This is a genomic window from Pseudomonas rossensis, assembly GCF_039888995.1.
Classification (GTDB): Bacteria; Pseudomonadota; Gammaproteobacteria; order Pseudomonadales; family Pseudomonadaceae; genus Aquipseudomonas; species Aquipseudomonas rossensis.
The window spans coordinates 1-26,882 of sequence record NZ_JBBWCB010000027.1 but is presented as its reverse complement, the minus strand read 5'-3'; the positions used below and the strand labels follow the sequence as shown (position 1 = coordinate 26,882).

The following is a 26,882-nucleotide window of genomic DNA, read 5'->3' as shown; positions in this document are numbered from 1 at the left end:
TCGAGGGCAATCAAAATGGCCAATTTCAACAGGTCGGACCTGGAATTCATCCTCAAACAAATCTTTATCGCAGAAGCCCATGCCGACGGCGCCAGCCTCAGTGATTTGCTACCCAACAGTCAGGTGCCATTCGGCCTGCGCACCGTCGATGGCAGCTACAACAACCTGGTCGCCGGGCAAACCGAATTTGGCGCCGCGGACAATTCTTTCCTGCGCCTGCTGGATGCCTCTTATAGAGCGGCCTATGCCGGGACCGGGTCGGTGATCGACCCGCAGCCACGGATTATCAGTAACCTGATCAATGATCAGACCGCCAGCAACCCGGCCGCGGTTGCGGCGAACGGCGGTGCCGACCCGGTGATCAGCCCAGGTTTCGATGGTGTGTTTGGCACGGCCGACGACAAGGAAGTGTTCTTCATCCCCAACCAGTCGCCGGACGTTGGTCTGACCGCCGGCTTCAACTCGTGGATGACCTTCTTTGGCCAGTTCTTCGACCACGGCCTCGACCTGCTCAGCAAGAGCAGTACCGACATTGTGTTTATTCCGCTGCAGCCAGACGATCCGTTGTTCGTGCCGGGCAGTCCGACCAACTTCATGGTGCTGTCACGTGCTGTGCGTACGGCCGGCGCGGACGGAATTCTCGGCACTAGCGATGATGGCCAGCCCAACACCACCTCGCCGTTCGTGGACCAAAGCCAAACTTACAGCTCGCACCCCTCGCATCAGGTGTTCCTGCGCGAGTATGTCCTCAACGCGGCAGGTGACCCTGTTGCAACGGGACGCTTGATTACCAACCGCGATCTCGGCGCCGATGGCAAGTACGGCACGGCCGATGATGGCGACGGCGAAAATGGCGGCATGGCGACCTGGGCAGTGGTCAAGGCCCAGGCCCGTGACATTCTCGGCATCAACCTGACCGACGCCGATGTGCACAGCGTGCCGCTGCTGGCAACCGATGCGTATGGCAACTTCATGCGGGGCTCGAGCGGCATGCCGCAGGTGGTGATGCGCATCAGTAACGGCGCTGACAATATCGCCGGGACGGCTGATGACGTCACGCAACTGGTCGAAGGCAACCGGGATGCTCCGATCAGTCTGGCCAGCGCCGTGAGCACCGGGCATGGCTTCCTCGACGACATCGCCCACAATGCCGCGCCGGTAGCCGTCGGCGGGGTTCTGCAGGCGGATGCTGACGCCGATATCGGCAATGCGCGGCCCGTTGGCGCGGGCGGCAAAAACCTGACCTACGACAACGAACTGCTCGACGCTCACTACATTGCCGGCGATGGCCGGGCGAACGAGAACATCGGTCTGACCGCCGTGCACCATGTGTTCCACTCCGAGCACAACCGCCTGGTCCAGCAATCCAAGGACACCATCCTTGCTGCCGGCGATCTGGCGTTTCTCAATGAGTGGCTGGTGGACGATGTGGCCGCGATACCGACCACACTCGCCGAAATCGCAGCATTGGTGTGGGACGGCGAACGGCTGTTCCAGGCCGCCAAGTTCGGCACCGAGATGCAGTACCAGCACCTGGTGTTCGAGGAGTTCGCGCGGACCGTTCAGCCGCAGATCGACGAATTCCTTGCCCCCAACGGCTATGACACCTCGATCAATCCGGCCATCCTCGCCGAGTTCGCCCACGTGGTGTACCGCTTTGGTCACTCGATGTTGACGGAGACTGTCGATCGCTTCGACCCCGAGTTCAATCCGCTCCTCACTGACCCGAACAACCCGGACTCGCAACTCGGTCTGATCGCGGCCTTCCTCAACCCGTTGGCGTTCGCCGGCAGCGGGGCTACCGCGGACGAAGCGGCAGGAGCGATCATTCGCGGTGTGACCCGCCAGCTCGGCAACGAGATCGACGAGTTCGTCACCGAAGCGTTGCGTAACAATCTGCTCGGTCTGCCGCTCGATTTGCCGGCCCTGAACCTGGCGCGTGGTCGCGACACTGGCATCCCCACGTTGAATGAGGCGCGGCGTGAGTTCTACCAATCAACCGGTGACAGCCAACTCAAGCCGTACATCAGTTGGGCTGACTGGGCGGACAACCTCAAACACCCCGAGTCGTTGGTCAACTTCATCGCGGCCTATGGCACGCATGACACCATTACGGCCGCGACTACGCTGGCAGGCAAACGCGATGCTGCCCTGGCGCTGGTGTTCGGTGGTGCCGGTTCGCCGGCTGACCGCCTGGACTTCCTCAACGGCAGCGGTGCCTGGGCCAACGTAACGAAGGCCGGCAGGGACGGGGTACTGGGTACCGCAGATGACCTGACGGGTGTAACGATCACGGGCGTCGACGACATCGACTTCTGGGTCGGTGGCCTCGCCGAGCAGAAGATGCCGTTCGGCGGGATGCTCGGCTCGTCGTTCAACTTTGTGTTTGAGACCCAGATGGAGGCGTTGCAGAACGGCGACCGCTTCTACTATCTGTCGCGCGTCGCGGGCCTGAACTTCGGCACCGAGTTGGAAAACAACTCCTTGGCCAAGCTGATCATGCTCAATACCGATGTCACCCACCTGTCGAACACCGTGTTCCTGACGCCGACGTTCACCCTCGAAGTGAATCAGGCCAATCAGTTCACTAACCTTGGCGTGGACGGCAAAGCCGATCCGACGGGCGGCCTGATGATCAACGGCGTGGAAATCGTGCCGCTGGTGATCCGCGACAACCCCAACACTGTTGGCGCGGACAGTAATTATCTGCAATACACCGGTGAAGACCATGTCGTCCTCGGTGGCACCGCCGGCAATGACATCATTGTCTCCGGTGATGGCGATGACACCCTTTACGGCGACGGCGGCAACGATCGCCTCGAAGGCGGCGCCGGGAACGATGCGGTACTGGGCGGTGCGGGCGATGACATCATTACCGACTCGTTCGGCGACAACCGTCTGGAAGGCAATGCCGGTAACGATGTGATCGTGGCTGGCAGCATGCTGGTTGGCGGCAACCTGATCCTGGGGGGCGATGGCCAGGACTTCATCATCACCACCGAAGACGTCAGCACCACCTTCGGCGGTCAGGGTGACGATTTCATCCTCGGTGCCAAGACCAACCTGCCAGCTACCGGCAACGAAGGCGATGACTGGATCGAGAAAGGCACCCAGGACGGCGCGCCTGGCGATAACGCCTCGCCGTTGCTCACTGACGATACGATCGGCAACGACATCTTTGTCGGTGGTGGTGGCTTCGACGAAATGATCGGCGAGGGTGGGGACGACATCTTTGTCGGCAGCGATGCCCAGGACAATATGGACGGTATGTCCGGTTTCGACTGGGTAACCCACAAAAATGACCGGGTCGGCGTGACCGTTGACCTGACCATGGCTGCGCTGGCGCAGCCACACGGCAACGCACCAAACCAGAACAACGGGCCGTTCAATCCGGTCGGCGCCTCGCCGGCCTCGATCCTCGACCGTTTTGCCGAGGTCGAAGGCTTGTCTGGTTCGCAATTCGGCGATGTGCTCAAGGGCGATAATGTTAACGCGGTCACTATCGTCGACCACGGTGGCACCACGGGCAGTGCGCTGACCAATGTGGCGCTGATCCGTGGACTGGAGCAGTTTCTGGTCGACGCCGGTTTGCCGACCACCGGCTTTGCCACGGGCAACATCATCCTGGGTGGCAATGGCAGTGACCTGATCGAGGGCCGAGGTGGTGATGATCTGATCGATGGCGACAAATGGCTCAACGTCAGGATTGCGGTCTATGACGCCGGTGACGTCAATCATACCGGCCCCGAGATCGCCAGCTTCGACAGCATGGTCGACATGATTCCGTTCATGATCGATGGCACGTATAACCCGGGTCAGCTCAAGGCCGTGCGGGAAATCCTGCCCGGCACCTCGACGGGCGGGGCGGCCTTTGACACCGCCATTTTCTCCGGGCTTCAGTCCGAGTATGTGGTGACGCGTGACACCCGCGGCACGGCCGATGTGGCGGACGATGTCTGGACGGTGACCGATACCGAAGTGGGGCGCGACGGCACCGATACCTTGCTGCATATCGAACGCCTGCAGTTCGCCGATACCCAGCAAGTGCTGGTGCCGGGGCTGAATGCACAACCGCTCGGCAGACCAAACCTCACGGATGGAAACGGCGGCGCAATCACAGTGGGCGACACGCTGACGGTGAGCGTGGCCGGGGTGCGCGATGCCAACAACATCGCGGTGGGTAATCTGCAGGGTTTTATCAACAACGCCTCGGTGTCCTACTTTTGGCAGTTCGAAGCCGACCCGGGCACCGGCATTTTCGAAGACATCATTCTGCTGCCTGCCGGTGACCTGGCATTCCAGAGCGCAGACGGCACCGCCTTCAAGGTCTCGCCTGATCTGGCCGGGCTGTCACTGAGGGTCAAGGCGATCTATCAGGATGGTCATGGCACGACTGAAGTGCTGTTCTCGCAGCCGACTGCCGTGGTGGAACCCGGCGCGCCGGTTGTGCCGACGGCCCAGACACCCGTTGTCAATGCTACCGCGGGCGGCGAGGGCCTTCACATGGTCCGCTCCGACCTCAACTTCATCCTTGATCAGATCAAGATTGCCGAGGCTGACGCGGCCGGTCAGGACATCCTTTCGCTGATCCCGAATATCCGCGCGCCGTTGGGCCTGCGTTCGGTCGATGGCTCGAACAACAACCTGATGAACCACAACGGCATCAACAACACCGAGTTTGGCGCCGCCGATAACGTCTTTCCGCGCGTGACCGATCCGGTCTTCAATCCCGCGGAAGGTGCGCCTGCCGGTTTCTTCGGCCCCGGCTCGCCGGCCATTCCGGGATCGTCGTATCAGCAGACCAGCGGCTACGTGTTTGACTCGCAACCGCGCACCATCAGTAATCTGATCGTCGACCAGACGTCGAACAACCCGGCGGCCTATGCCACGGCTTACGACCCGGGTGCGGACGGTGTGCTCAACTTCGGTGAGGTGGGTAACGACGACGTGCTCAAGGATGGCACACGGATAGTCGCCAGCCCTGGTATGGATGGTCAGTTCGGTACTGCCGACGACCACGATGTGTACCTGTTCGAGAACACCACGGCGGATGCGGGGTTGTCCGCGCCGTTCAACGCCTGGATGACCTTCTTCGGGCAGTTCTTCGATCATGGGCTGGACCTGCTGACCAAAGGCGGTTCGGGCACCATCTTCATTCCGCTGCAACCGGATGATCCGCTGTATGTGCCAGGCGGCCACACCAACTTCATGGTGCTGACCCGTGCGACCAACCAGCCAGGGGCGGATGGCGTTCTCGGCACGGCCGACGACATTCATGAGCACACCAACACCACCTCGCCGTTCGTGGATCAAAACCAGACCTACAGCTCGCACCCATCACACCAGGTGTTCCTGCGCGGTTATGAGCTTACCGACAATGGCCCCATCGCGACCGGCAGGCTGATCACTAACCGTGACCTGGGGGCGGATGGCAAGTTTGGGACTGCAGACGACAGCGAAATCGGTGGCATGGCGACCTGGAAAGTGGTCAAGGCGCAGGCCAACGATATTCTGGGTATCCGCCTTACCGACGCCGACGTCGAAAACTCCCCGCTGTTGGCGACCGACGCCTATGGCAATTTCATCAAGGGGCCGAACGGCTTCCCGATGGTCGTGATGAAGGGGGTTGACGGTCTGGGCGGCACGGCTGATGACGTTCTGGTCGAAGGCAATCCGCTTTCCCCCATTAGCCTGACCAATGCGGTGCGCACCGGTCACCAGTTCCTCGCCGACATTGCCCACAATGCAGCGCCGGTGTTCAGCAGTGGCGTGCTCGTGCCTGACGCGGATTACGATATTGGCAACGCAGTGCCGTTCAATCCGCACACCGGGGCCAACCTGGCCTACGACAACGAGTTGCTCGATGCGCATTACATTGCTGGCGACGGCCGGGTCAACGAGAACATCGGCCTGACCGCGGTGCATGCGATCTTCCACTCCGAGCACAATCGGCTGGTCGCGCAGACCAAGGACACCGTGCTCGATTCGGGTGACCTGGCCTTCCTCAACGAGTGGCTACTGACTCCGGTGAGCGTGTTGCCCGCCAACCAGACGGAGATCGATGCGCTGGTGTGGAATGGCGAGCGCTTGTTCCAGGCTGCCAAGTTCGGCACCGAGATGCAGTATCAGCACCTGGTGTTCGAGGAGTTTGCCCGGACCATCCAGCCTAACGTCGACCTGTTCTTCGCACCGACCCAGGTCTATGACGTTGACCTCGATGCCTCTATCGTCGCCGAGTTCGCCCACACCGTGTACCGGTTTGGCCACTCGATGCTGACCGAGACCGTCGATCGCTTCGACGTCGATTTCAACGTGGTCGGCGATCCGAACAGTGCTGATCCTGATCAGCAACTCGGCCTGATCGCGGCGTTCCTCAACCCGTTGGCGTACGCCGCCAGTGGGGTAACGCCCGAGGATGCGACCAGTGCGATCGTGCGTGGGATGACTCGGCAAGCCGGTAACGAAATCGACGAGTTCGTCACCGAGGCGCTGCGCAGTAACCTGCTCGGCCTGCCGCTTGACCTGCCGGCGATCAATATCGCCCGTGGCCGCGACGTGGGGATTCCTTCGCTCAATGCGGTCCGCCGCGACATCTACAGCCAAACCGGTGATACCCAACTCAAGCCGTACACCAGCTGGGTCGACCTGGTGCAGCACCTCAAACATCCAGAGTCGTTGATCAACTTCATCGCGGCCTATGGCACTCATGACACGATCACGGCGGCGACCACGCTGGAAGGCAAACGCGCTGCAGCCCTGGCGCTGGTATTTGGTGGTACGGGTGCGCCGGCTGACCGTCTGGACTTCCTCAACGGCACTGGCACTTGGGCCAACGTGACGCGGGCTGGCAAGGATGGGCTGCTGGGTACTGCCGACGATCTGAAGGGTGTGACTGTCACGGGGGTCGATGCCATCGATCTGTGGATCGGCGGCCTGGCCGAAGAGAAAACTCCGTTCGGCGGCATGTTGGGCTCGACGTTCAACTTCGTGTTCGAGAACCAGCTGGAAAAACTGCAGGACGGTGACCGCTTCTACTACCTGGAGCGTACCGCTGGCCTGTCGATGAACGCCGAACTGGAAAGCAACTCGTTCGCCAAGCTGATCATGGCCAACACCTCGGCCACGCACTTGCCGGGTCTGGTGTTCTCGGACCCTGGGTTCTATCTGGAAAGGGACCAGAGCAAGCAGTACAACGATGGCCTGGGCAACGCCGATCCGCTTGGCGAGAACGGCGAGCAGGTGGTGTTCCGCGACAACCCGCTGACGGCGGGGCCGGACGCCAACTACATCCGGTACTCGGGTGAAGAGCACATCGTGCTAGGCGGTACCAACGGCGCAGACATCCTCGTTTCGAGTGAAGGTGATGACACGGTCTGGGGTGACGGCGGCAACGATCGCATCGAAGGCGGTGACGGCAACGACCAACTGCGCGGTGGTGCCGGCGACGACATCATCAGCGACCGCGGCGGCGACGATAACATCCAGGGTGGCGACGGCAACGACGTGCTGCACGGTGGCAACGGCGTCAACCTGATCATTGGCGGGTTCGGTAATGACTTCATCGTGACTGGTGAAGACGCTTCCGAGGCCATCGGTGGCCACGGCAACGACTTCATCCTGGGCAGCAAAGCCAACGAACAGGACATGGGTAACGAAGGCGACGACTGGATCGAGAAGGGCACTTCGGACGGTGCGCCTGGCGACAACTTCGACCCGCTCGGCAACGACCCTATAATCGGCCACGATGTGTTCATCGGCGGTAACGAGAACGATAAGTTCAACGGCGAAGGCGGCGACGACATCATGGTCGGCAGTCTCGGCCTGGGTGACCGCTATATCGGCGGCTCAGGCTATGACTGGGCAACCTTCAAGGGGCTCGCACAGGGCGTGACCATCGATTTCACCGACCGCTTTTTCAATGTTCCGTCGGTACCGGGTTCGGGTGCTTCGGCGCAGGTGCGTTTCGACATCATGGAAGGTCTGTCGGGTTCGTCCCACGGTGACTTCCTGCGCGGTGACAACGAAGATGCCACCTCGCTGCCCACTGCGGGTGCAACCGGCAGTGTGCTGACCAACATCAACCTGATCGACGGCCTCGCTGATCTGCTGCCCGCCGGAGCGACGTTCTTCGACGGCGGCAACATCATCCTCGGCGGTAGCGGCAGCGACCTGATCGAAGGTCGCGGTGGTGACGACATCATCGACGGTGACAAGTGGCTGAACGTACGCATCAGCGTACGGGCGAACGCTGATGGCACTGGCGCGGAAATCGCCACGTTCAACAGCATGGAGCCACTGGTGCCGTTTATGCTGAACGGTACTTACAACCCGGGCCAGTTGGTCATCGTGCGGGAGATTCTGACCGGCACCGACAGCTTCGACACCGCTCTGTTCTCCGGTACTGCGGGGGAATACGGCGTCGAGATCGATGGCGACACGGTCATTGTGACCGACTCGGTGGCGGGGCGTGATGGTGTCGATCGCTTGACGGGTATCGAGCGTCTGCAGTTCGCTGACGTGGCGCAATCGTCCGGAGTGGGCACCGCTCAAAACAACGACCCATCGGGTCATCTGGCAATCCTCGATGCTGCCACCGGTGTGCGTGACGATACGCCTGTCGCCGGCCAGTTGTTGCGCGTCAGTGATCGGGCGGTACACGACGCGGACAACCAAAGCGTGACCAATCCGACCGGCGCGGTGACCGGTGGGGTGGCTTACTACTGGCAGGTTGAAACCATTGCCGGCTCGGGCATCTATGACGACATCACCTTCGTCGCCGCTGGCGAGGCATCGCGGGCGAGCGGCACCACCTACCGGGTGACGGACGATGTGGGGGGTCTGAACATCCGCGTCCGGGCGGTGTACCAGGATGCCAAGGGTACGCTGGAGATCGTCGACTCGTCCGGGAACAGTACACCGACCGAAGGGCCGACCATAACCGGGCTTACCGTGCAAAACCAGCTGTTGACCGCTGACCCGGCGAGCATCATTGACCTCGATGGTCTGAGCAATCCGCAGTTCACCTACCAGTGGCAGGCGAACGACGGGCTGGGCTTCGTCAACATCGCCGGCGCTACCGCTAGCACGTTCGCGCTTGGCCAGTCTCAGGTCGGCCAGGAAGTGCGCGTGGTGATGGGTTACGTGGATAACTTCGGTGTGGCCGAAAGCGTTTCATCCAACATCCTGGGGCCGGTGGACAACGTCAACGATGCACCGACTGAAGGGCCGACCGTAACCGGGCTTGCCGTGCAGAACCAGCTGTTGACCGCTGACCCGGCGAGCATCATCGACGTTGATGGCCTGAGCAATCCGCAGTTCACCTACCAGTGGCAGGCGAGCAACGGGCTTGGTTTTGTCAACATCGACGGCGCTACCGATAGCACGTTCGCGCTTGGCCAGACTCAGGTCGGGCAGGAAGTGCGCGTGGTGGTCGGTTACGTGGATGACTTCGGTGCGGCCGAAAGCGTTTCCTCCAACATCCTGGGGCCGGTGGCTAACGTCAACGATGCACCGACAGGTGCGTTGCTGATCAGCGATACGACACCGGATCAAGGGCAGGTGCTGACCGCGCTGACGGCTGGGATTGCCGATCCGGATGGGCTGGGCACCTTCAGCTTCCAGTGGCAGCAAGGTGTCGGCGCGTCCTTCACCGACATCAACGGCGCGACCGCTGCGACCTTCACCCCTGGTGCGGCGCAGGTCAATCTGCAACTGCGAGTGATCGTGCGCTACACCGATGGCTTCGGTACGCTGGAATCGGTGACCTCGGCGGCGACGGTGGCGGTTGCGGCACTGGGCGTGGTGCTGCAGGGCAACGAGTTGGCGAACACCCTCACCGGCACCCTAGGAAACGATGTGCTGCTTGGCCTGGGCGGGAACGATACGCTGAATGGCCTGGCCGGTATCGACCAGTTGTTTGGCGGCACTGGCAACGACATCCTCAACGGCGGAGACGACAACGACGTCCTCAATGGCGAGGACGGCAACGACACCCTCAACGGTGGGCTCGGCGCGGATGCCATGACCGGCGGTGCCGGCAACGACACGTTTGTGGTCGACAACGTCGGTGACCTTGTCACTGAGGCGCTGGGTGGTGGTACCGATCTGGTGCAAACCAGCCTGACGAGCTACCAGCTCGGTGCCAACGTCGAGAACCTGACCTATACGGGCGCCGGTAACTTCACCGGTACCGGAAACGCGCAGGCCAACATCATCACCGGCGGGGTGGGTAACGACCTCCTCAATGGCGGTGCAGGTGCTGACCGGATGCTGGGGGGCGCCGGCAACGATACCTACGTCGTCGATGCAGCCTTAGACGTGGTGGTCGAGGTGGCGGGTGGCGGTACGGACACCGCGCAGACTTCGCTGGCCAGCTACACGCTGGGCGCTAATGTCGAGAATCTGACCTACACCGGAGTCGGCAACTTCTTCGGTAACGGTAACGGGTTGAACAACGTCATCACCGGCGGGGTGGGTAATGACACCCTCAATGGTGGCGGCGGCAACGACCAACTGTTCGGTGGCATTGGCACGGATACCCTGAACGGTGGCACTGGCAATGACTTTATCGATGGCGGTACTGGCAACGATACGGTCACTGGCGGTGCCGGCAACGACATGATGGTTGCCAGCAGTGGCAACGATATCTTCATGTTCGCAGCGGGCTTCGGGACCGATCAGATCATCGGCTTCGATGCCGACGCGGTGGGAGGCCAGGACCGGCTCGATATTTCCGCGTTCGGCGTCACTGCTGCGACCTTTGCCGGCAGCGTCATCATCACCGATGTCGGTGCGGATACCTTGCTCAGCTACGCAGGACCTGACTCCATCCGCCTGGTCGGTGTGGCCGATGCAACAACCGTCACTGCCTCAGACTTCATTCTCGCCACTTGAGATCCTGATCAGTACTGTTGCAGACGCGTGGAAAGCGGAAGGGAGGGCATGGATGCCCTCCCTTTTTTTTACAAAACTGGCTGTTTGTTGAGCTGAAAATGGGTGAACCACCGTCCTCGGCCTGCTCACCCTGTTTCTGTTAATCGGTTTTCGACACACCCGCCACCTGTCACCCAAACGTGATGAATGCTTCCCACTGACTCTTAACTGCTGAACAAGCTGATAAGACTCCAGGCTGCCCCTATCGCAAAAATGAAAAGAATGAGTACCAGCGTGAGGATTAGCGGTTCGACGCGCATGAAAGTGACTCCTCAGAAGGGCGAGCAATGCGCGCCTGATCTGCGGCGCAGGTGTTTTTCAAGGCAACGGTTGCAGGTATACGGAGTGCCCCAGGAAAGTTGTTTTTCCCGTGGTAACAGCGCTTCAAACTCTCAATTCATGCGCTAGTGAACCCACAGCATTCTCTATGCCAAAAAACTAAACAGCCTATAATTCCCCGCCGGCGGGGCAGCCTGATTCTGTGGCTGGTTCTCCATCAAAAAAGTTGAAACAGGATGCGGGTTATACAGCCCATTTATGGGGGATTTCTCTCGACGTGGGTATGGCAATATTGCAGGTAGCTTTGGTTGGTATTGGAGGACGATTCTGGCGCGCTCTGTCCGCTTATGGCTGAGGTACGTGCTTGCGCCTTTCGCGACCTGCTGATATCGACCTGATGCGGACACTGAAAAAGGAACTGCAGTTGAACGAACAGACATTGTCCATGCGCCTGGAGCGCGTGGCAGCGCATGTGCCAGCAGATGCGCGCCTGGCCGATATCGGCTCGGATCACGGCTACCTGCCGGTGGCGTTGATGCGCCGTGGCGCCATCGCGGCGGCGGTGGCCGGAGAGGTGGCATTGACGCCGTTCCGCTCGGCCGAACGCACCGTGCGCGAGAACGGCCTGGACCAGCGGATCACCGTGCGCCTGGCCAATGGTCTGGCGGCGATCGAGCCGGGAGACGGGATCACGGCGATCAGCATCTGCGGCATGGGCGGCGAGACGATCCGCGACATCCTCGACAGCGACAAGGCACGTCTGAGCGGCCAGGAGCGCCTGATTCTGCAGCCCAACGGCGGCGAGCAGCCACTGCGCCAATGGCTGATGGAAAATGGCTACCGCATCCTCTGCGAGGAACTGCTGCGGGAAAATCGCTTCGACTACGAAATCATCGTCGCCGAGCGCGCCGAGCCGGTGATGTACACCGCCGAGGAGCTTTACTTCGGCCCGCTGCAGATGCAGGCACGCAGCCCGGCGTTCCTGATCAAGTGGCAGCACATGCTGCGCGAGAAGCAGAAGACCCTGACCCACTTCGCCCGTGCGCGGCAGGCCGTGCCCGAGGAGAAAGTGCAAGACATCGCCCGGCAGGCCCGGTGGATCACCGAGCTGCTGGCTTGAGCCCGGTCCAGAGTTTGTACGCAAAAGTCGCCGAGCGGCAATCAGGCAAACCAAAAACAGGCGAGGAACGGCCGGGGTCGCGCTCGACTTTACTGGTTGTAAATGAGCATTCCTATCGGACTCGATGCTGGATGTACTGCTTGAAATTGTTATCCGCGTCATTTGCTACCCAGCAGGCCGGGCGTTCATCAAGGTCGCAATATTGGGATGGCGACCGGATAGAACGGTATGGTGTGCGGAAACACCAGAAAACGAGTCCATCACCGAGCGGGGAACCGCAAGGTGTGTTTGTACTCGAGTCGATGCAGTTCAGGCAGTACACATTAGGCTGAGCAAGCCAGCTTTTTGGCCGTTAGCTTCGAGGGCATCTGCCGCCTGCGCGGTTGAGTTCACTGACAGCTAGTCACTTGGTAGCCGATCGACGGGGAAATCCAATAAAGTCTTCACCCTTCGGACCGGCGTGCCAACGGTAGTGACCTAAAGAAGCGACTAAATTTTGTGATGGATCTCCAGCATCCTGAACGTCACTTTTCCGCCCTCGGTGGGATAGCCGGTGTTGTCCTGCACATACGCACCCGCTTTGAAATACAGTGGTTTGGTCTTCCAGCTCGGGTCGATGGTGGTTCTCCAGTTGTATCCTGCTGCGCTGATGCCCAGCGCGCCCTTCGGGCTGAGGTGGATCTGGTAGGAAAAGTTGCTGTTGAGCGGCACACCCGTCGCAATGGTAATCACCTGGCCTTCTTCATCGTCGGGACGCATGCGCACCTTGGCGACAATGTTTCCCGTCGAAGTCGATGTTTTGTACTGGTATTCCAGCTTCACCATGGGGCTGTTGCTGTCCTTGTTGTGAATCTGGCCAATCACGATCTTGCCGGTGCTCGGAACCTGATTGACGGCCAGATTCGCCCGCAAGGTGTTATCCGCCGCTGAATACTGCCAGTTGCGCAGCGTTCCATCGCTATAGGTTTCCCGCAACTCGCTACGCGGGTAAATGGCGTTGGCCGTCCTGGAACCGGTCACAGGTGCCCAGAAGGAAAGGGTAGCGGCTTCAGAACTGAAATACTGGCCCTTGAACCCTTGCGCCAGTCGAGGCGTTTCTATGGTGGCCGGTGGGCTGCCTTCAGGGATGCTTAAATTCCAGGTGGCGAGGTCGATCATGTCAAGAATCCTGTATGCGGGGACTGTTGCAGCCACAGTTGCGCTCGAACCCGCGCTATTGAGCTGTGTCAGTTGGGTCTGCTGATTAGGAAATTCGTATGGCGGTAGATTGACGTCAAATGTCCGTCGATGGAGTTGTTGCAGGCTTTGTGCCCACGGGGGTAACCGTTAGTCGGCTATTTTGGGAGTTGACGGAACTATTGCGGGTTGGCTTAGCAGCGGCAGCGAACAGCGGTGGACCGGTCGGCCAGGACGAGTGCATGCACTGGACGAAGAACACGCGCAGAATCTGGTTCTGAATAACCGGCGCGCCGCGCCATAAAGACAGGAGACCGCTCATGAGCGACCGAAGCAATTTTGCGCTGTTGAGCTTTGATCCGGCGTTTGCGTCGTTGCGCGATGGCCTTTCGGTCGCTCTGCAGATTGACGACACACTCTGGGTGGCGAACGACGAAACCACGAGCCTGGAACGCCTGAAAATCCAGGATGCTGCGCCCGGCGGTGGCGTAAGGTGCGACGAGCACCATTCATTTCCACTCCTGGAATATCTGGATCTGCCCCTACCGAAACAAGACGCCGAGATCGATATCGAGGGCTTGGCCTATGTCCATGACAGTGGTTACCTCTGGGTGGTGGGCTCCCATAGTCTGAAGCGCAAGAAGGCCGAGGCCGGCACTTCTGCACAGAAGAATATCAAGCGCCTGTCGACGGTAGAGGCGGACGGCAATCGCTTTCTGCTGGCCCGCATCCCTGTGGTGCAGCAGAACGACAGCTATGTACTCGCCAGGAAAGTGGATGCCGATGGACGTACGGCGGCGCAGTTGCAGGGCAACGAAGTCGGTAACGACCTGACCGCGGCCATTGCTGAAGATCCTCAGCTACGCGACTTCCTGCGTATCCCGGGTAAGGACAACGGCTTCGATATCGAAGGGTTGGTGGTGATCGGCTCGCGCCTTCTGCTGGGGCTGCGTGGACCGGTTCTACGCGGCTGGGCCGTGTTGCTGGAGATCGAACCCGAGCTGAACGACGCCTCGTCTGACACGCTGGTGCTGAAGAAGATCGGTCCGGATGGGCGCCGCTACCGCAAGCACTTTTTCGCGCTCAATGGCCTGGGCTTGCGTGACCTGTGCACCCGCGGTGACGATCTGCTGATCCTGGCGGGCCCCACCATGGAGCAGGACGGTCCGGTAACGGTCTTCCGCTGGCGCGGCGGTTTCGCGTCCGACGAGGAAAGCGTGGTCTTCACCGATCAATTGGAGAAGGTGCTGGAGGTGCCTTTCGGGCAAGGCAACGATCACGCTGAGGGCATGTGTCTGTTCCAATCGGGCGAGCAGCCTGGGGAGGCTCTGCTGATCGTCTACGACTCTGCGGCGCAGAGTCGTAAACACGGCGATACGGATGTGGAAGGGGACCTGTTCATCCTGGATTAGCCACGCAATTCGACGTCAACGCGGCCTGTAGATCACCAAAGCGCTCAGCAGGCGCGGGCCTTCTCGCCGGAACCGTGCTGACTCTGAGTAATCCAAAGGCCGTCGTATTTTTCAGCGCGGTGTTGCCCCATGCATTTGATCTGACGGCTCTGTCCTAGCCAGAAGTCATCTTCATTACCGCGCTCGGCATCGGGATCGATCTCACCGTCCAATTGACTTACCTCGTTACCCCGTCGCGAATCAAGCGGGCCATCCAGTCACCGAAGGCAATGAAGCGTCTGAATAGAACGTCAGCAGGCGTAATGACGGGTTGTGCGGGTTGGGTGGACGTTTGCTGATGGCGGATTTGAGACGCAACCAGTGACCGCTAATGGGCGTTTTCTGCCAATCGCGCCGTAGATAGTCTGGATCGAATCTAACCACTGACTCGCCAGGGGCGCGTCCGAGCGAAATGTTGATTTGCAGGACCAAGCCTGAACTCATCCCTCTATTTGAGTATTCATGCGCCGTAACAAGCGGCTATAACAATGAGTGCGAGAAAACAGACCAACTGCACGCAAAAGAAGGTAAATCGAACCGCCACGAACGTATCGGTTTGCACATGGGATACGTGAACCAGAGACTGGCACACGCGAGCGATCAGGACGATTATGGACAAGTAGCTCACTGCAGGGCCGTCGACACCAAGGGCTGAAATCACGAACACGATGACGCCAAAGACAGGCAGATTTTCCACACAGTTCGCGTGTGCTCTTGTCCCGCGCCGATACCAATCCTCGCCTTCGAGCTGATCGCTTCGGAAAGAAGCAATCGGAACATTCGAGAACAAGATTCTGACCCATCGATACACCCCGACGGTTGCCATCAACAACAGTAAAGTCCAGGTCGCAAATCCAAGCAGCATCCACATCGGAATCGTCATGGCTGCCATCCTCAATCAATCTTTTTCAGCACGTCATTCCACAGCCGCGCGGCCGATGCGTGGTCGGCCGCGGCCTGTCGATCAATGGTTCATGATGGGTGCCAGTGCGGTCTGAACCCTGGACATCTGTGCTGGCGTTGTCATGCACGTAAGCAGCCGGCCAAAGTGTGGATGCTGCACGCCCGAGATAATGTATTGCCAGCGGTAGGCGCTCAGCACGGAGGCTTTGATTTGCGCTGTCTCATCGACACTGAACGATCGTGAAGCATTTCGAATAAAGTAGTCGGCATCGGATGCCGATTGTGCCTGCAGGATTGCGTCGACCGCCGCCACCAGCGCAATCAGATCGTTCACTGCCTGGTCTCGGGCGGCCGGGGAGAGTTTCGCGTGCTCCGCCTCCCACTCCAGTTCATCGAGTACGACGTGCCGGCTTTCATCCTTCCAGTGAAATTTGAAGACATCCTTGAAGAGTGGGCACAACTCATCGCGCGGGGCGATGCTTTGCACGTAGTGCGTCTGGACAAACAGCTCGATATGACAGGTCAGCGCCAGCACCGACCAGGTGCTGGCCGCAAGTACCGCGCGCGCCACATCGTTTGGATCGGCAACTGGACGATATCCCGCTGGCAATTGCGTACCCATCATCGTCTCAATGCGCCGGAACAGCTCCTGATGCTTGATCTCGTCGTTGGAAAAGCGCACCAGCGCTTCGAGTGCGAGCTGATCGTCAAATACATGGGCCCGACCTTGATCGAGCATTTTGGCACTGATAAAACGCTCGACCAGGCCAAAGATATACGCATAGGTTCGGCCCTGAATCTGGCTAAGCAGGCGCGCCTCGTCCGCGGCGAGAAAGGTCAGACGGTCGATCCGCGATAGTCCGTCGGGCAAGAATTTGCGCGAGAAGTCCAAGCTGCGGTCCTATAGCAAATCGCGATCGATCTGCCATTCCGCTTTCTTCGATGATCTGACGATTTGAGCATAACGGGCGGCGTTGCCCGAATCTGAGCGGGGTAGGGTAGCTGCGGTGTTCATATTGATCTCCGGCTTCCGTGGTCGAGTTGGAATGGGCCAATTACGGTTAACGCGGGAGTCAATGACCATCGGTGAAGCGTCAGGGGATCGTCTCGATCACTGTGTCCGCGTTGGTGCTAATCTGGGCCTCGCAGTTCAGGCGGTGAATGACCAGTGCGCCTGATTACGTGCTCTGGACTCCGGAAAGGAGGGCTGGCAATTGTTGGATGCGCTATCTGATGTATTGCGTGTGATTCGGCTGTCTGGAGGGGTCTTCTTCGAGGCGGAGTTCACTGCGCCCTGATGCATCAGTGGAAGAATCTCTGCAGACGATTGCAAACCGTTCCTGGCGGCACCTCGACATATCATTGCGTCGCATTTTGTCGCGGCGGGGCACATGCAATTACGAATCGACGATGGCGCCACCCTCGACGTACGGGCAGGCGAACTCATTCTGCTTCCTCGCAATGACGTTCATACTTTTGGCAGTGATCTAAGCATTGCGCCCATGTCGGCGCGCGAAGTTATTCAGATCGCCAAGCTATCCGAATTGCTGTTCGTCGAAGCCGTCAGCCAGTATGTCGCGAGCCTCCCGGCTGAACGGCGCGGGTGGCTGGCGGGTTTGCGAGATCCGCATATCGGGCGTGCATTGGCGCTGCTCCATGCTCGTCCAACCGAGGGCTGGACGGCAGAAGCCCTGGCGCTTGAAGTGGGCATGTCGCGCTCGGTATTCGCGGAGCGATTCACGACATTGGTCGGACAGCCACCGATGCAGTACCTGACGCTCTGGCGTATGTACGTGGCGGCTCAACACCTGCGCGAAGGTCGCGGTAATGTGGCGCAAATTGGCTTTGCAGTTGGCTACGAATCCGAAGTTGCGTTCAGTCGCGCATTCAAACGCCAGTTCGGTACATCACCCGGCACCTGGCGCAGACAATCAGCATGAGAAGGCTGCGGATTCCACGCCATCCGCAGTGCCCGTTGCAGCGGGAACTTCAGGGTACTGGCCAGGTCAATAGGGGCCCTGTATCGGAGATGCCGAGCAGCGCTGGTGGCCTGTTTTACGGCAGTGCCGTCCGAGATCAGTCGAGTCCTCCCCCTGATGCCAACCAAGAGTTTTCTACCGAGTCTCATCCTGGCGTTCTGCGCCGTCGCGTCGCTTTGCTCGGTTGCTGCCGAGCGAAAGGCGCCCTAGCAAAGTAACAGCGCATCAACCACGCTAATCGAAACTGCGTCGCGGCAGTATGAAAATGGCCAGTTGGACCAAGCCGCTGCCACGCTGGAGCGTGCCCTGCATATCCAACCGAACAATCCCGCGACGCTGCATTATCTCGGTGTGTTGCGTCTTCAGCAGGGGCAGTACCAGCAGGCAGAAACGTTGGCGGCGCGCTCGAACATGCGGGTTGGTCGCAACGTCGAGTTACGCAACCGCAACTTCCAATTGATCCAGGCGGCGCAGCAGGCCAAGGCTTCGAGTACCTCACCCAACGCCAAAGAGGGCCTGGTCGCAGTACAGAAGGGGCTCGAAGAGGAGGCCAAAAGGCGTCGCGAAGCAGAAATGGCCGCTGCTGAACAACCCACCGCCGGCAACTTCGCTAGCGCAAAGGCAGAGAGGGTATCGGATTCGCCGACGGCTGGCAGGCCACGGCCCGAAGGAGAATTGCCAGTGGCTTCCGTCGAGCCAGAACCCACGTACGATGAGGTTGAAATTCCCCGCGGCCATTGGCCGCCTCCGGGTAAATGCCGAATCTGGTTTCCTGATCGCCCGCCCGGGCATCAGCCCGCACCCGGCAGCTGCAAGAAGCTGCGATATCGGGTTCCGTCAGGAGCCTACCTGGTGCGCGGTTGAGGGGCATTACCTCCCAGTACTAAAGGAGGTGCCAATGAAAGCTAAAGGACCATTCCAGTCTGGCGTCATAGGGTTAGGCTCAATCCCATGATCAAAAGATACCGGCTGCGATGGCCCATCCACCTCTGCATCTTAAAACACTGTTCGCCTGAACACTTGATGCAGCACGTCTCCCGCTGAACTCCGTCAATGATGACAGTCAGCCCCGCCTCACAGCCTGCGATATGACTAGAAGACCTCACCTGATTTCCGGGTTTCCAGAATAAAAGAGGATTTATCATGAGCAGCACCTTCTTCATTCCATCCGTGAACATGATGGGCATTGGCAGTCTCGACGAAGCGATGCTCGCCATCCGCAAATATGGTTTCCGTAAAGCCTTGATCGTCACTGATGCAGGCCTGGCCAAAGCCGGCGTGGCCGCCAAGGTAGCCAGCCTTCTGGCCCTGCAGGACATCAACTCCACCCTGTTTGATGGCGCCAAACCGAATCCGACGGTCAGCAATGTCGAGAGTGGTCTTGAGCTGCTTGGTCGCAGTGACTGTGATTTCATTATTTCCCTGGGCGGCGGTTCACCCCATGACTGCGCCAAGGGTATTGCCCTGTGCGCCGCCAACGGCGGGCACATCAGTGATTACGAAGGCGTGGATCAATCCGCCAAGCCACAGATGCCGTTGATCGCGATCAATACCACCGCTGGCACGGCGAGTGAAATGACCCGTTTCTGCATCATTACCGACGAAGTCCGGCACGTGAAAATGGCCATCGTCGACCGTAACGTCACCCCACTGTTGTCGGTCAACGATCCTTCGCTGATGGCAGGCATGCCCAAAGGCCTGACCGCCGCCACCGGCATGGACGCGCTGACCCACGCTATCGAAGCCTACGTGTCGACTGCGGCAACGCCGATCACCGATGCCTGTGCACTCAAGGCCGTGGAATTGATCTCGGCCAACCTGCGCACTGCCGTTGCCCAGGGTGACGACATGACCGCCCGGGAAAATATGGCCTACGCGCAATTTCTTGCCGGCATGGCCTTCAACAATGCTTCGCTGGGCTATGTCCACGCCATGGCGCACCAACTGGGTGGGTTCTACGACCTGCCCCACGGCGTCTGTAATGCGATCCTGCTGCCCCATGTCGCCAGCTTCAACGCCAGCGTATGCCCGGCCCGGTTTAAAGACATCGCCAACGCAATGGGTGTCGACACCCAGTATCTGGATGCGGAAGAAGGCGCCGCCGCGGCCATCACCGCTATCCGTAAACTGTCTTCGGATGTCGGAATTCCGAGCGGCCTCGCCGAACTGGGCGCCAAGGCGGACGATATCCCGATCCTGGCAACCAATGCCATGAAGGATGCCTGCGGCTTTACCAATCCGCGTCCTGCCAATCAGGACGAGATCGAGCAGATTTTCCATACCGCGATGTAACCGATGTGAAGTGACGCCAGCCAGATCAAAAGCCCCGCCTTCGGTTGAAGTGCGGGGCTTTTTTTGGGTTCTTCACGGGTTACTCGACTTTGAACCCCGGCAAGCCCTGTAGCTCTGCCTGGGCCGATTGCTGCCTGTCGCGAGCGGCTGCAAACTGACGAGGCTGTGTGAAAACTCACTGAATACGTCGAAAGCCAAGTCTGTTAGACCACAACACGTATTTCATTTCAGCTCCGTTCTTATTTCGGTTCCGGGAACGAAATATATACTGGGATCACTGACCTTCTTCAGGTCAACTAAGGCTCGGCAAATGCAATGTGAGAATTGTTTCTGCAACGTTTCGGGGTCTTTCCATGCCATTTGTGATGATTGCAATTGTTGTCCCTCGGACGATTTATAGCAGACACAATTATCAAGTCGGGTGATGCCGTTATCATTTGTGCTCTGACAAGCAGTGGTAAGCAAAGAGATCGCTATGAGCATTACGAAGCGTTTCATTGGCTCCCCTCCGAGGCTGTTGTGAAGGGCTAACTCTAAATAGGCCGCAGTGGGGTGATAAGCCCGACAGTAGAAGGAAGCTTAGCTCTCATTTTTCATCGCTCCATCCACTGGTGGCTTTTGGCCGAAAACTGCCTCTGGCTATCATGCTTGAGTGGGCCCCTGTATCTCATAAATGCGGGGCATCTGTGTCTATCGAAAGGCGTACTGGATGGGTACGGTCCACAGACACTCCTTCATTGATGAGGCAACGATGGATCTGACGGCTGTTCCCTTTGGTACGACCGATTGGTCGACTGTCGAACCTGTACAGTATGTTGGACAGACGGGTACCGCCTATTGGCGAACCTGCCAGTTTGGTTCAACGCGTGTACGGATGGTTGAATACAGTCCCGGGTATCTGGCCGATCACTGGTGCTGGAGAGGTCATATCCTGTTGTGCCTGGAAGGCGAGTTGCACACGGAACTGGAGGATGGTCGTCAGTTCACGCTCACCGCCGGGATGAGTTATCAGGTGGGCAGCAACGCTGAGGGGCATCGATCTTTCAGCACCACCGGTGCCAAGTTGTTCGTCGTGGATTAACGCTGGGGCGCTTGGTTCGGGACTACGCTAAAGCCATGCGGATCGTCGATCAATCGGGACCCACTGTTCGCGCTGCGTCCGTCCCTGGAGCGCCAATGCCGTCCATCATCACGCGCCTGGTGGCGCTGTTTGTTCTTTGCCTGACTCTTGACGTGCCAGCCCAGACCAACGACTGCCCAGCTGGCGAGACACAAGTGTGCCTGGATGGCTGCATCTGCCTGCCAGACGTAGGACCGCTGCTCGGTCCCCTGTCTGATGACATCTATCAGATCGCGGCACCGGCCCTGGCGCTGTGGCTGACCCAAGCCCGCGCTGATGCGGCCAGCGCCGGCATCCAACCCATTCCGCCGCACATCCGGGAACAACTGCTGCGCTGGTACGACCCCAGCGTCCTCGACGCCGCGCGCTACAAAGTGAGCGACAACGGCCAATTCGGCGCCGCCACTGCCATGCTGCAAAATCCCGATGTCGGTGCCGTGACGCTGATCGACATCATCCTCTTCCGGGACGCTCAAACCGCAGAACAGGACGTCGCGCTCTGGGCTCACGAATTAAAGCATGTGCAGCAGTATCAGGAATGGGGGGTAGAAGGATTTGCCCAGCGGTATACACAGGATTTCAATGCTGTGGAGGCGCCGGCTTATGCCATACAGGCTGAGGTCAGGCGGTGGGTGCGGGAAGGGAATTACTGACGAGTAGCGAACCCCGTTGCTCGGCCACCAACAGCAACGACTGCGGCACAGGACTTTGCGGGTGCTGCGGTTCCTGCAGGGCGGCCAGCTGAAAACCGGCCATGTCCAGTGCATTGAGCCAACTGGACAAGGAGCGGAAATACCACGGCATGGGTTGCCATTGCCCCTTGAACCCAGTGAAGGTCTCTTCCCGCCAGCCATCCTGATAGTCGCCCGCCGCCGCGGTCCATGGATGCAGCGTCTGGATCACCAGCGCGCCGCCAGGGGCGAGCAGGGCGTTCATGGCGGCGAGCAGAGGGATTATGTCCTGGTGCAGCAGGGCGAAGTTGGCGCAGATCAGGTCGTAGTCGCGGCCGATGTCCACCTTTGCTTCCACCAACTCTTCATAGCTCGCCAGATGCACCGGCGAAGAGCCCGCCGCCTGCGCAGCCTCGAGCAGCGTCGCATCGCCATCCACACCGACCGCATTGATGCCCCGTTCAGTCAGCGCGCGCAACAGCCAGCCCTCGCCGCAGCCCAGGTCGAGCACGCGCTCGGGCTGGCGGCCCCGCACCGCCAGCAGGATTGCCTGGTCGGTGACCTTGAGGCGGCTTTCGATGGCGCCGGTGCGGATGGCTTCGATCCAGGATTGGGCGTTGTGGTGCCAGCTTTGCAGGAGGGTGGATTCGGGGGTGGGCATGTCGGTGACCGGAGATGTGGGTTGGATAAAAGGATAGGACAAGTGCGGGTGGATCGAAAAATCCTTACCAGCCTTTCACTCCGCTCATATCGGGCAGCTTGTGAGCGATGCCCTTGTGGCAGTCGATACAGGTGGCCTCACCGTTGGCCAATGAAGTTGAGTGCATGGCAGAAGCGCGCTTGCTCTGGCGGGTGAAGTCCATGAACTCGAAGTTGTGGCAGTTACGGCATTCGCGAGAGTCGTTGGCCTTGAGCCTTGCCCACTCATGTTCGGCCAGTTCGCGACGCAGTGTGAGGAATTTGTCGCGTGTATCGATGGTGCCGAAAATCTTGCCCCACACCTCCTTTGAAGCCTGCATCTTGCGCGCGATTTTGTGTGTCCATTCGTGGGGGACGTGGCAGTCCGGGCAACTGGCGCGCACGCCGGATCGGTTGGTGTAGTGAAGCGTGTCCTTCAGCGCGACGAAAACGTTGTCACGCATCTCATGACAGGAGATGCAGAATTTTTCGGTATTGCTCAGCTCCAGTGCGGTGTTAAAGCCACCCCAGAAAATGATCCCGGCGATAAAGCCCCCAAGTGTCAGAAAGCCCAGGCTGTAGTAAAGGCTCGGACGACGCAGAATGCCCCAGTAATCCTTAAGCAGGGCGAACAGTGCTTTCATGTTGCCTCCTCAAGGTTTCTGCGCGGCGTTGGCGTCGTCTTGCAATATCTTGTCGATCGTTTCGAAGCTGTTGCCCACCAAGGGCAGCACTTCTGTTTGCGGCACGTGGCATTGGTTACAGAAGTACCGGCGCGGTGACACCGCCGCCAGCGCCTGGCCGTCGCGGTCCATGTAGTGGGTGATGCTGATCATCGTCGCCTGGGTCCGCGCGCTGTTGGCACGGCTGTGACAGGACAGGCACTTGTTACCGTTTTGGTCGATCTGATAACCGCGAATGGTATGGGGGATGGTGGGAGGCTGGTCCGGGTAGTTGCGTTCGCGCTTCAGGTCCTTGTTTTCTTCATTGGCAATGGGCGGGGCCGGCATGCTCTGGGTCAAGGTGCCACCGGGCCGGCGCCCATCCGGCCCCGGTGCATCGAGGGGGTAATTGACTTCTGCAGCCATCACCACGCCAATCGCAGCGAGCAGGAGCAACGGCAGGATTCGCAAAGGCATGACGGTTCTCCTCAGGCCACGCTGATCAACTCGATTCGTATCGCGCATTTTTTGTAGTCGGTCTGCTTGGAGATCGGGTCGGTGGCATCGAGCGTGACTTTGTTGATCAGCTTGTTGGCATCGAAAAACGGCACGAAAACCAGTCCTTGAGGCGGCTTGTTACGCCCGCGGGTCTCGATGCGTGCACGGATTTCACCGCGTCGGCTGATCAACTTCACTTCACTGCCACGCCGCGCCTTCAAGGCCTTGGCATCTTCGGGGTGCATGTAGACCAACGCGTCCGGCACCGCTTTGTACAGTTCCTCGACGCGTTGGGTCATGGTGCCGGTGTGCCAGTGTTCAAGGACGCGTCCGGTGCTCAGCCAGAATGGATAATCGGCATCCGGGGCTTCGGCTGGCGGCTCGTAGGGGAGGGCGAAGATGATCGCTTTCTTGTCCGGGTAGCCGTAGAACTGCACCTCGCTGCCTTTTTCCACATAGGGGTCCAGCCCTTCGCGGTAACGCCAGCGGGTTTCCTTGCCGTCCACCACCGGCCAGCGCAGTCCGCGTTCGCTGTGGTAGCGGTCGAACGTGGCAAGGTCATGCCCGTGTCCGCGACCGAACTGGGCGTACTCCTCGAACAAACCTTTTTGCAGGTAGAAGCCAAACGCTTTGGCTTCATCATTTTTGTATCCGGCTTCCATTTGCTCGACCGGGAACTGGTCAACCTGGCCATTCTTGTAAAGCACTTCAAACAGGGTTTTGCCCTTGTGCTCAGGAGACTTGGCCAGTAACTCGGCGGGCCAGGTTTCATCGGTGGTGAAGCGTTTGGAAAACTCCAGCAACTGCCACAGGTCCGACTTGGCGTCCCCCGGTGCGGTCACCAATTGATGCCAGAATTGCGTACGCCGTTCAGCGTTGCCAAAGGCGCCTTCCTTTTCCACCCACATGGCGCTGGGCAGGATCAGGTCGGCGGCTTGGGCGGAAACGGTGGGGTAGACATCCGAGACAATCACGAAATTATCCGGGTTGCGCCAGCCCGGCAGAACTTCCTGCATGATGTTCGGTCCGGCGTGCATATTGTTGCTGGCCTGGGTCCAGTAAACGTTGAGCACGCCGTCCTTGAGCATACGGCTCTGTTCCACCGCGTGAAAACCAGGCTTCTCCTGAATGGTGCCGGCTGGCAGCTTCCAGATTTTTTCGGCGATGGCGCGGTGCTTGGGGTTGGTCACCACCAGATCGGCGGGCAAGCGGTGAGAGAAGGTCCCGACTTCGCGCGCCGTACCGCAGGCCGACGGCTGGCCGGTTAGTGAGAAAGGGCTGTTGCCCGGCTCGCTGATTTTGCCCGTGAGCAGATGGATGTTGTAGATCAGGTTGTTGGCCCAGACGCCGCGAGTGTGCTGGTTGAAACCCATGGTCCAGAACGACACGACCTTGCGCTTGGGGTCGGCATACAACTCGGCCAGGGCCTTGAGCCGTTCGGCCGGGACTCCCGTCTCCTTGGCGGTTCGCTCCAGTGTGTAAGGTTTGACGAACGCGGCGTATTGTTCGAAGGAAATATCCGTCCAGGTGTTGGCCTTGCCGGCATTTTTTGCCTTCATTTCCCGTGGATCGTCAGGGCGCAGGCCGTACCCGATGTCGTCAGCGCCTTGGGCAAATCGGGTGTGTTTAGTAATGAAGTCCTGGTTCACCGCGCCGTTTTCAATGATGTGGTTGGCAATGTAGTTAAGGATCAGCAGATCGGTTTGCGGCTTGAACACCATGGGAATGTCGGCCAGCTCGAAACTGCGATGTTCGAAGGTCGACAGTACGGCCACTTTCACGTGAGGCTGGCTCAGGCGGCGGTCGGTGACGCGGCTCCAGAGCACCGGGTGCATCTCGGCCATGTTCGAGCCCCAGAGCACGAAGGCATCGGTGACTTCGATGTCGTCGTAGCACCCCATCGGCTCATCCATGCCAAAGGTGCGCATAAAACCCATCACCGCCGAGGCCATGCAATGGCGGGCGTTGGGGTCGATGTTATTGCTGCGAAAGCCTGCTTTCATCAGCTTGTTGGCGGCATAGCCTTCCCACACGGTCCATTGCCCGGAGCCGAACATGCCGACCGACCCGGGACCTTTGCTCTTCAAGGCTTCCTTGAATTTCAGCTCCATGATGTCGAAGGCCTTCTCCCAGCTGATCGGCTGGAATTCGCCTTGCTTGTCGTACTGGCCATTCTTCATGCGCAAAAGCGGTTGGGTCAGGCGATCAACGCCGTACATGATTTTCGAAAGGAAATAGCCCTTCACGCAGTTCAGTCCGCGGTTGACCTCTGCCTTGACGTCGCCGTGGGTGGCGACCACGCGGTTGTCCTTGGTCGCGACCATCACGCTGCACCCGGTGCCGCAGAAACGGCAGGGCGCCTTGTTCCAGTCCAGGGTGACCATGTCCGCTTCGGTCACCAGATTACTGGCATCGGTAATAATCGGCAGGCCAGCAGCGGCGGCTGCAATGGCGGCGGCCTGGGCCTTGACGAATGCTCGGCGCGACATGCTCATTCGATATCTCCTTCGGGTTCGAGGAGTTCGTGATAGATCAACGCCGCGTTGAGTACGCCGGGCAAGTTGTTGATCTGTTCGATGCGTTGAAGGATCTGACTTCCATGTACGGCCTCAAGGACCACCACCAGTTTTCCCGCAGCACTTTCCTGATGCAGTTCCAGGCCGTCCAACAGGCGCAGGTTGGCTTTAACGGCATCGAACAATTCAGGCCTGGCAAGTACTACAAGACTGGCAATATGCAATGCTTGGTCCATGCGCTGGTTCCAATAGGCTTTCAGAAAAGGCTATTAGTTAGTTGGGTGGTCCCGGTGGGCCGTACAGCATCTGGAAAAACCAGACGATAAAACCGTAACCGCCGACGATAGCGACCGACAGCAGCGGAAAGAGGCAGACGACAAGAAAGAGAAAAAGCCGGGTTTCCTTGCGGCGCTGAGGTTTTCGTTCTTCAGCCAATGACATGAGTAATCTCCTGCCGAACGTGCAGTCAGACTAGATCACGAAGTTTTCGCAGGTTTTCTGGCAGAGGTTTTATAGACCGACGGTTGTTAACCCGTGCTCCGGGGTCGCAACGGGTTAGAACGTTTTCAATCATTACTTCATTTAGTCACCAAAGTGCACTGTAT

15 protein-coding genes and 3 pseudogenes are annotated in these 26,882 nt (G+C 59.3%); 8 read left to right on the top strand and 10 right to left on the bottom strand.

Translation table 11 applies throughout. The annotated features are described in order from the left end of the window. Positions 1-15 precede the first annotated feature (15 nt). Together WLY71_RS10065 and WLY71_RS10060 are read left to right on the top strand one after the other, a co-directional pair. Positions 16-10,893, top strand: coding sequence for a peroxidase family protein (locus tag WLY71_RS10065; RefSeq protein WP_347803433.1), 10,878 nt, complete (start codon positions 16-18; stop codon positions 10,891-10,893). A 742-nt stretch (positions 10,894-11,635) separates the two neighbouring features. After that, a complete protein-coding gene (locus WLY71_RS10060; protein WP_347803461.1) occupies positions 11,636-12,331 on the top strand; it encodes a tRNA (adenine(22)-N(1))-methyltransferase in 696 nt (231 codons plus the stop codon). A 489-nt stretch (positions 12,332-12,820) separates the two neighbouring features. Here WLY71_RS10060 and WLY71_RS10055 read toward each other — a convergent pair whose 3' ends face one another. Beyond that, a complete protein-coding gene (locus WLY71_RS10055) occupies positions 12,821-13,489 on the bottom strand; it encodes a polysaccharide lyase family 7 protein (protein ID WP_347803432.1) in 669 nt (222 codons plus the stop codon). A gap of 338 nt (positions 13,490-13,827) precedes the next feature. Here WLY71_RS10055 and WLY71_RS10050 point away from each other — a divergent pair, with 338 nt between their 5' ends. Further along, positions 13,828-14,919, top strand: coding sequence for a DUF3616 domain-containing protein (locus WLY71_RS10050; RefSeq protein WP_347803431.1), 1,092 nt, complete (start codon positions 13,828-13,830; stop codon positions 14,917-14,919). 44 nt (positions 14,920-14,963) lie between these two features. On the opposite strand, the gene WLY71_RS10045 is transcribed toward WLY71_RS10050, so the two are convergent. From WLY71_RS10045 to WLY71_RS10035, 3 genes and pseudogenes are all read right to left on the bottom strand, one after another. Further along, positions 14,964-15,131, bottom strand: coding sequence for a hypothetical protein (locus WLY71_RS10045; protein WP_347803430.1), 168 nt, complete (start codon positions 15,129-15,131; stop codon positions 14,964-14,966). Positions 15,132-15,418: 287 nt separating this feature from the next. Next, the gene (locus tag WLY71_RS10040) at positions 15,419-15,841 is read right to left on the bottom strand and encodes an MAPEG family protein (protein ID WP_347803429.1); all 423 of its coding nucleotides are present in this window, start codon (positions 15,839-15,841) and stop codon (positions 15,419-15,421) included. Between the two features lie 81 nt (positions 15,842-15,922). Further along, positions 15,923-16,876 (bottom strand): annotated as a pseudogene (locus WLY71_RS10035) (diiron oxygenase). 199 nt (positions 16,877-17,075) lie between these two features. Here WLY71_RS10035 and WLY71_RS10030 point away from each other — a divergent pair. From WLY71_RS10030 to WLY71_RS10010, 5 genes and pseudogenes are all read left to right on the top strand, one after another. Then, positions 17,076-17,801: pseudogene (locus tag WLY71_RS10030) on the top strand (helix-turn-helix transcriptional regulator). A 156-nt stretch (positions 17,802-17,957) separates the two neighbouring features. Further along, positions 17,958-18,704, top strand: a pseudogene (locus WLY71_RS10025) (tetratricopeptide repeat protein). Positions 18,705-18,983: 279 nt separating this feature from the next. Then, complete coding sequence (gene yiaY, locus WLY71_RS10020) at positions 18,984-20,132, top strand: L-threonine dehydrogenase (RefSeq protein WP_347803428.1); 1,149 nt, start codon at positions 18,984-18,986, stop codon at positions 20,130-20,132. A 751-nt stretch (positions 20,133-20,883) separates the two neighbouring features. Then, positions 20,884-21,213, top strand: coding sequence for a DHCW motif cupin fold protein (locus tag WLY71_RS10015; protein ID WP_347803460.1), 330 nt, complete (start codon positions 20,884-20,886; stop codon positions 21,211-21,213). A 95-nt stretch (positions 21,214-21,308) separates the two neighbouring features. After that, positions 21,309-21,905, top strand: a complete 597-nt coding sequence (locus WLY71_RS10010; RefSeq protein ID WP_347803427.1) for an eCIS core domain-containing protein — start codon at positions 21,309-21,311, stop codon at positions 21,903-21,905. On the opposite strand, the gene WLY71_RS10005 is transcribed toward WLY71_RS10010, so the two are convergent. The 6 genes from WLY71_RS10005 to napE all read right to left on the bottom strand — a co-directional run bounded on the left by WLY71_RS10005 (position 21,874) and on the right by napE (position 26,718). Then, positions 21,874-22,584: a class I SAM-dependent methyltransferase gene (locus tag WLY71_RS10005; protein WP_347803459.1), complete on the bottom strand. Its 711-nt coding sequence runs from the start codon at positions 22,582-22,584 to the stop codon at positions 21,874-21,876. The two genes, WLY71_RS10010 and WLY71_RS10005, sit on opposite strands and share 32 nt — an antisense overlap. A 64-nt stretch (positions 22,585-22,648) precedes the next feature. Further along, entirely contained in the window at positions 22,649-23,245 is a 597-nt protein-coding gene (locus WLY71_RS10000) for a cytochrome c3 family protein (RefSeq protein WP_347803426.1), read from the bottom strand. A 9-nt stretch (positions 23,246-23,254) separates the two neighbouring features. Continuing rightward, the gene (locus WLY71_RS09995) at positions 23,255-23,740 is read right to left on the bottom strand and encodes a nitrate reductase cytochrome c-type subunit (protein WP_347803425.1); all 486 of its coding nucleotides are present in this window, start codon (positions 23,738-23,740) and stop codon (positions 23,255-23,257) included. An 11-nt stretch (positions 23,741-23,751) separates the two neighbouring features. Further along, positions 23,752-26,256 carry a nitrate reductase catalytic subunit NapA gene (gene napA / locus WLY71_RS09990; protein ID WP_347803424.1) on the bottom strand — a complete coding sequence of 835 codons (2,505 nt, stop codon included), beginning with the start codon at positions 26,254-26,256 and terminating at the stop codon, positions 23,752-23,754. Continuing rightward, entirely contained in the window at positions 26,253-26,513 is a 261-nt protein-coding gene (locus WLY71_RS09985; RefSeq protein WP_347803423.1) for a chaperone NapD, read from the bottom strand. Before WLY71_RS09985 ends, napA begins: the two co-directional genes overlap by 4 nt. A gap of 37 nt (positions 26,514-26,550) precedes the next feature. Continuing rightward, a complete protein-coding gene (gene napE / locus WLY71_RS09980; RefSeq protein ID WP_033059995.1) occupies positions 26,551-26,718 on the bottom strand; it encodes a periplasmic nitrate reductase, NapE protein in 168 nt (55 codons plus the stop codon). Between the last annotated feature and the right edge of the window lie 164 nt (positions 26,719-26,882).

Excerpts from the sequence above, each read along its gene's own strand:
- WLY71_RS09985 (WP_347803423.1), bottom strand. The coding sequence starts at position 26,513 with ATGGACCAAGCATTGCATATTGCCAGTCTTGTAGTACTTGCCAGGCCT.
- WLY71_RS10005 (WP_347803459.1), bottom strand. The coding sequence starts at position 22,584 with ATGCCCACCCCCGAATCCACCCTCCTGCAAAGCTGGCACCACAACGCC.
- WLY71_RS10040 (WP_347803429.1), bottom strand. The coding sequence starts at position 15,841 with ATGACGATTCCGATGTGGATGCTGCTTGGATTTGCGACCTGGACTTTA.
- WLY71_RS10000 (WP_347803426.1), bottom strand. The coding sequence starts at position 23,245 with ATGAAAGCACTGTTCGCCCTGCTTAAGGATTACTGGGGCATTCTGCGT.
- napA (WP_347803424.1), bottom strand. The coding sequence starts at position 26,256 with ATGAGCATGTCGCGCCGAGCATTCGTCAAGGCCCAGGCCGCCGCCATT.
- napE (WP_033059995.1), bottom strand. The coding sequence starts at position 26,718 with ATGTCATTGGCTGAAGAACGAAAACCTCAGCGCCGCAAGGAAACCCGG.
- WLY71_RS10065 (WP_347803433.1), top strand. The coding sequence starts at position 16 with ATGGCCAATTTCAACAGGTCGGACCTGGAATTCATCCTCAAACAAATC.
- WLY71_RS10055 (WP_347803432.1), bottom strand. The coding sequence starts at position 13,489 with ATGATCGACCTCGCCACCTGGAATTTAAGCATCCCTGAAGGCAGCCCA.
- WLY71_RS10010 (WP_347803427.1), top strand. The coding sequence starts at position 21,309 with ATGCCGTCCATCATCACGCGCCTGGTGGCGCTGTTTGTTCTTTGCCTG.
- yiaY (WP_347803428.1), top strand. The coding sequence starts at position 18,984 with ATGAGCAGCACCTTCTTCATTCCATCCGTGAACATGATGGGCATTGGC.
- WLY71_RS09995 (WP_347803425.1), bottom strand. The coding sequence starts at position 23,740 with ATGCCTTTGCGAATCCTGCCGTTGCTCCTGCTCGCTGCGATTGGCGTG.
- WLY71_RS10050 (WP_347803431.1), top strand. The coding sequence starts at position 13,828 with ATGAGCGACCGAAGCAATTTTGCGCTGTTGAGCTTTGATCCGGCGTTT.
- WLY71_RS10015 (WP_347803460.1), top strand. The coding sequence starts at position 20,884 with ATGGATCTGACGGCTGTTCCCTTTGGTACGACCGATTGGTCGACTGTC.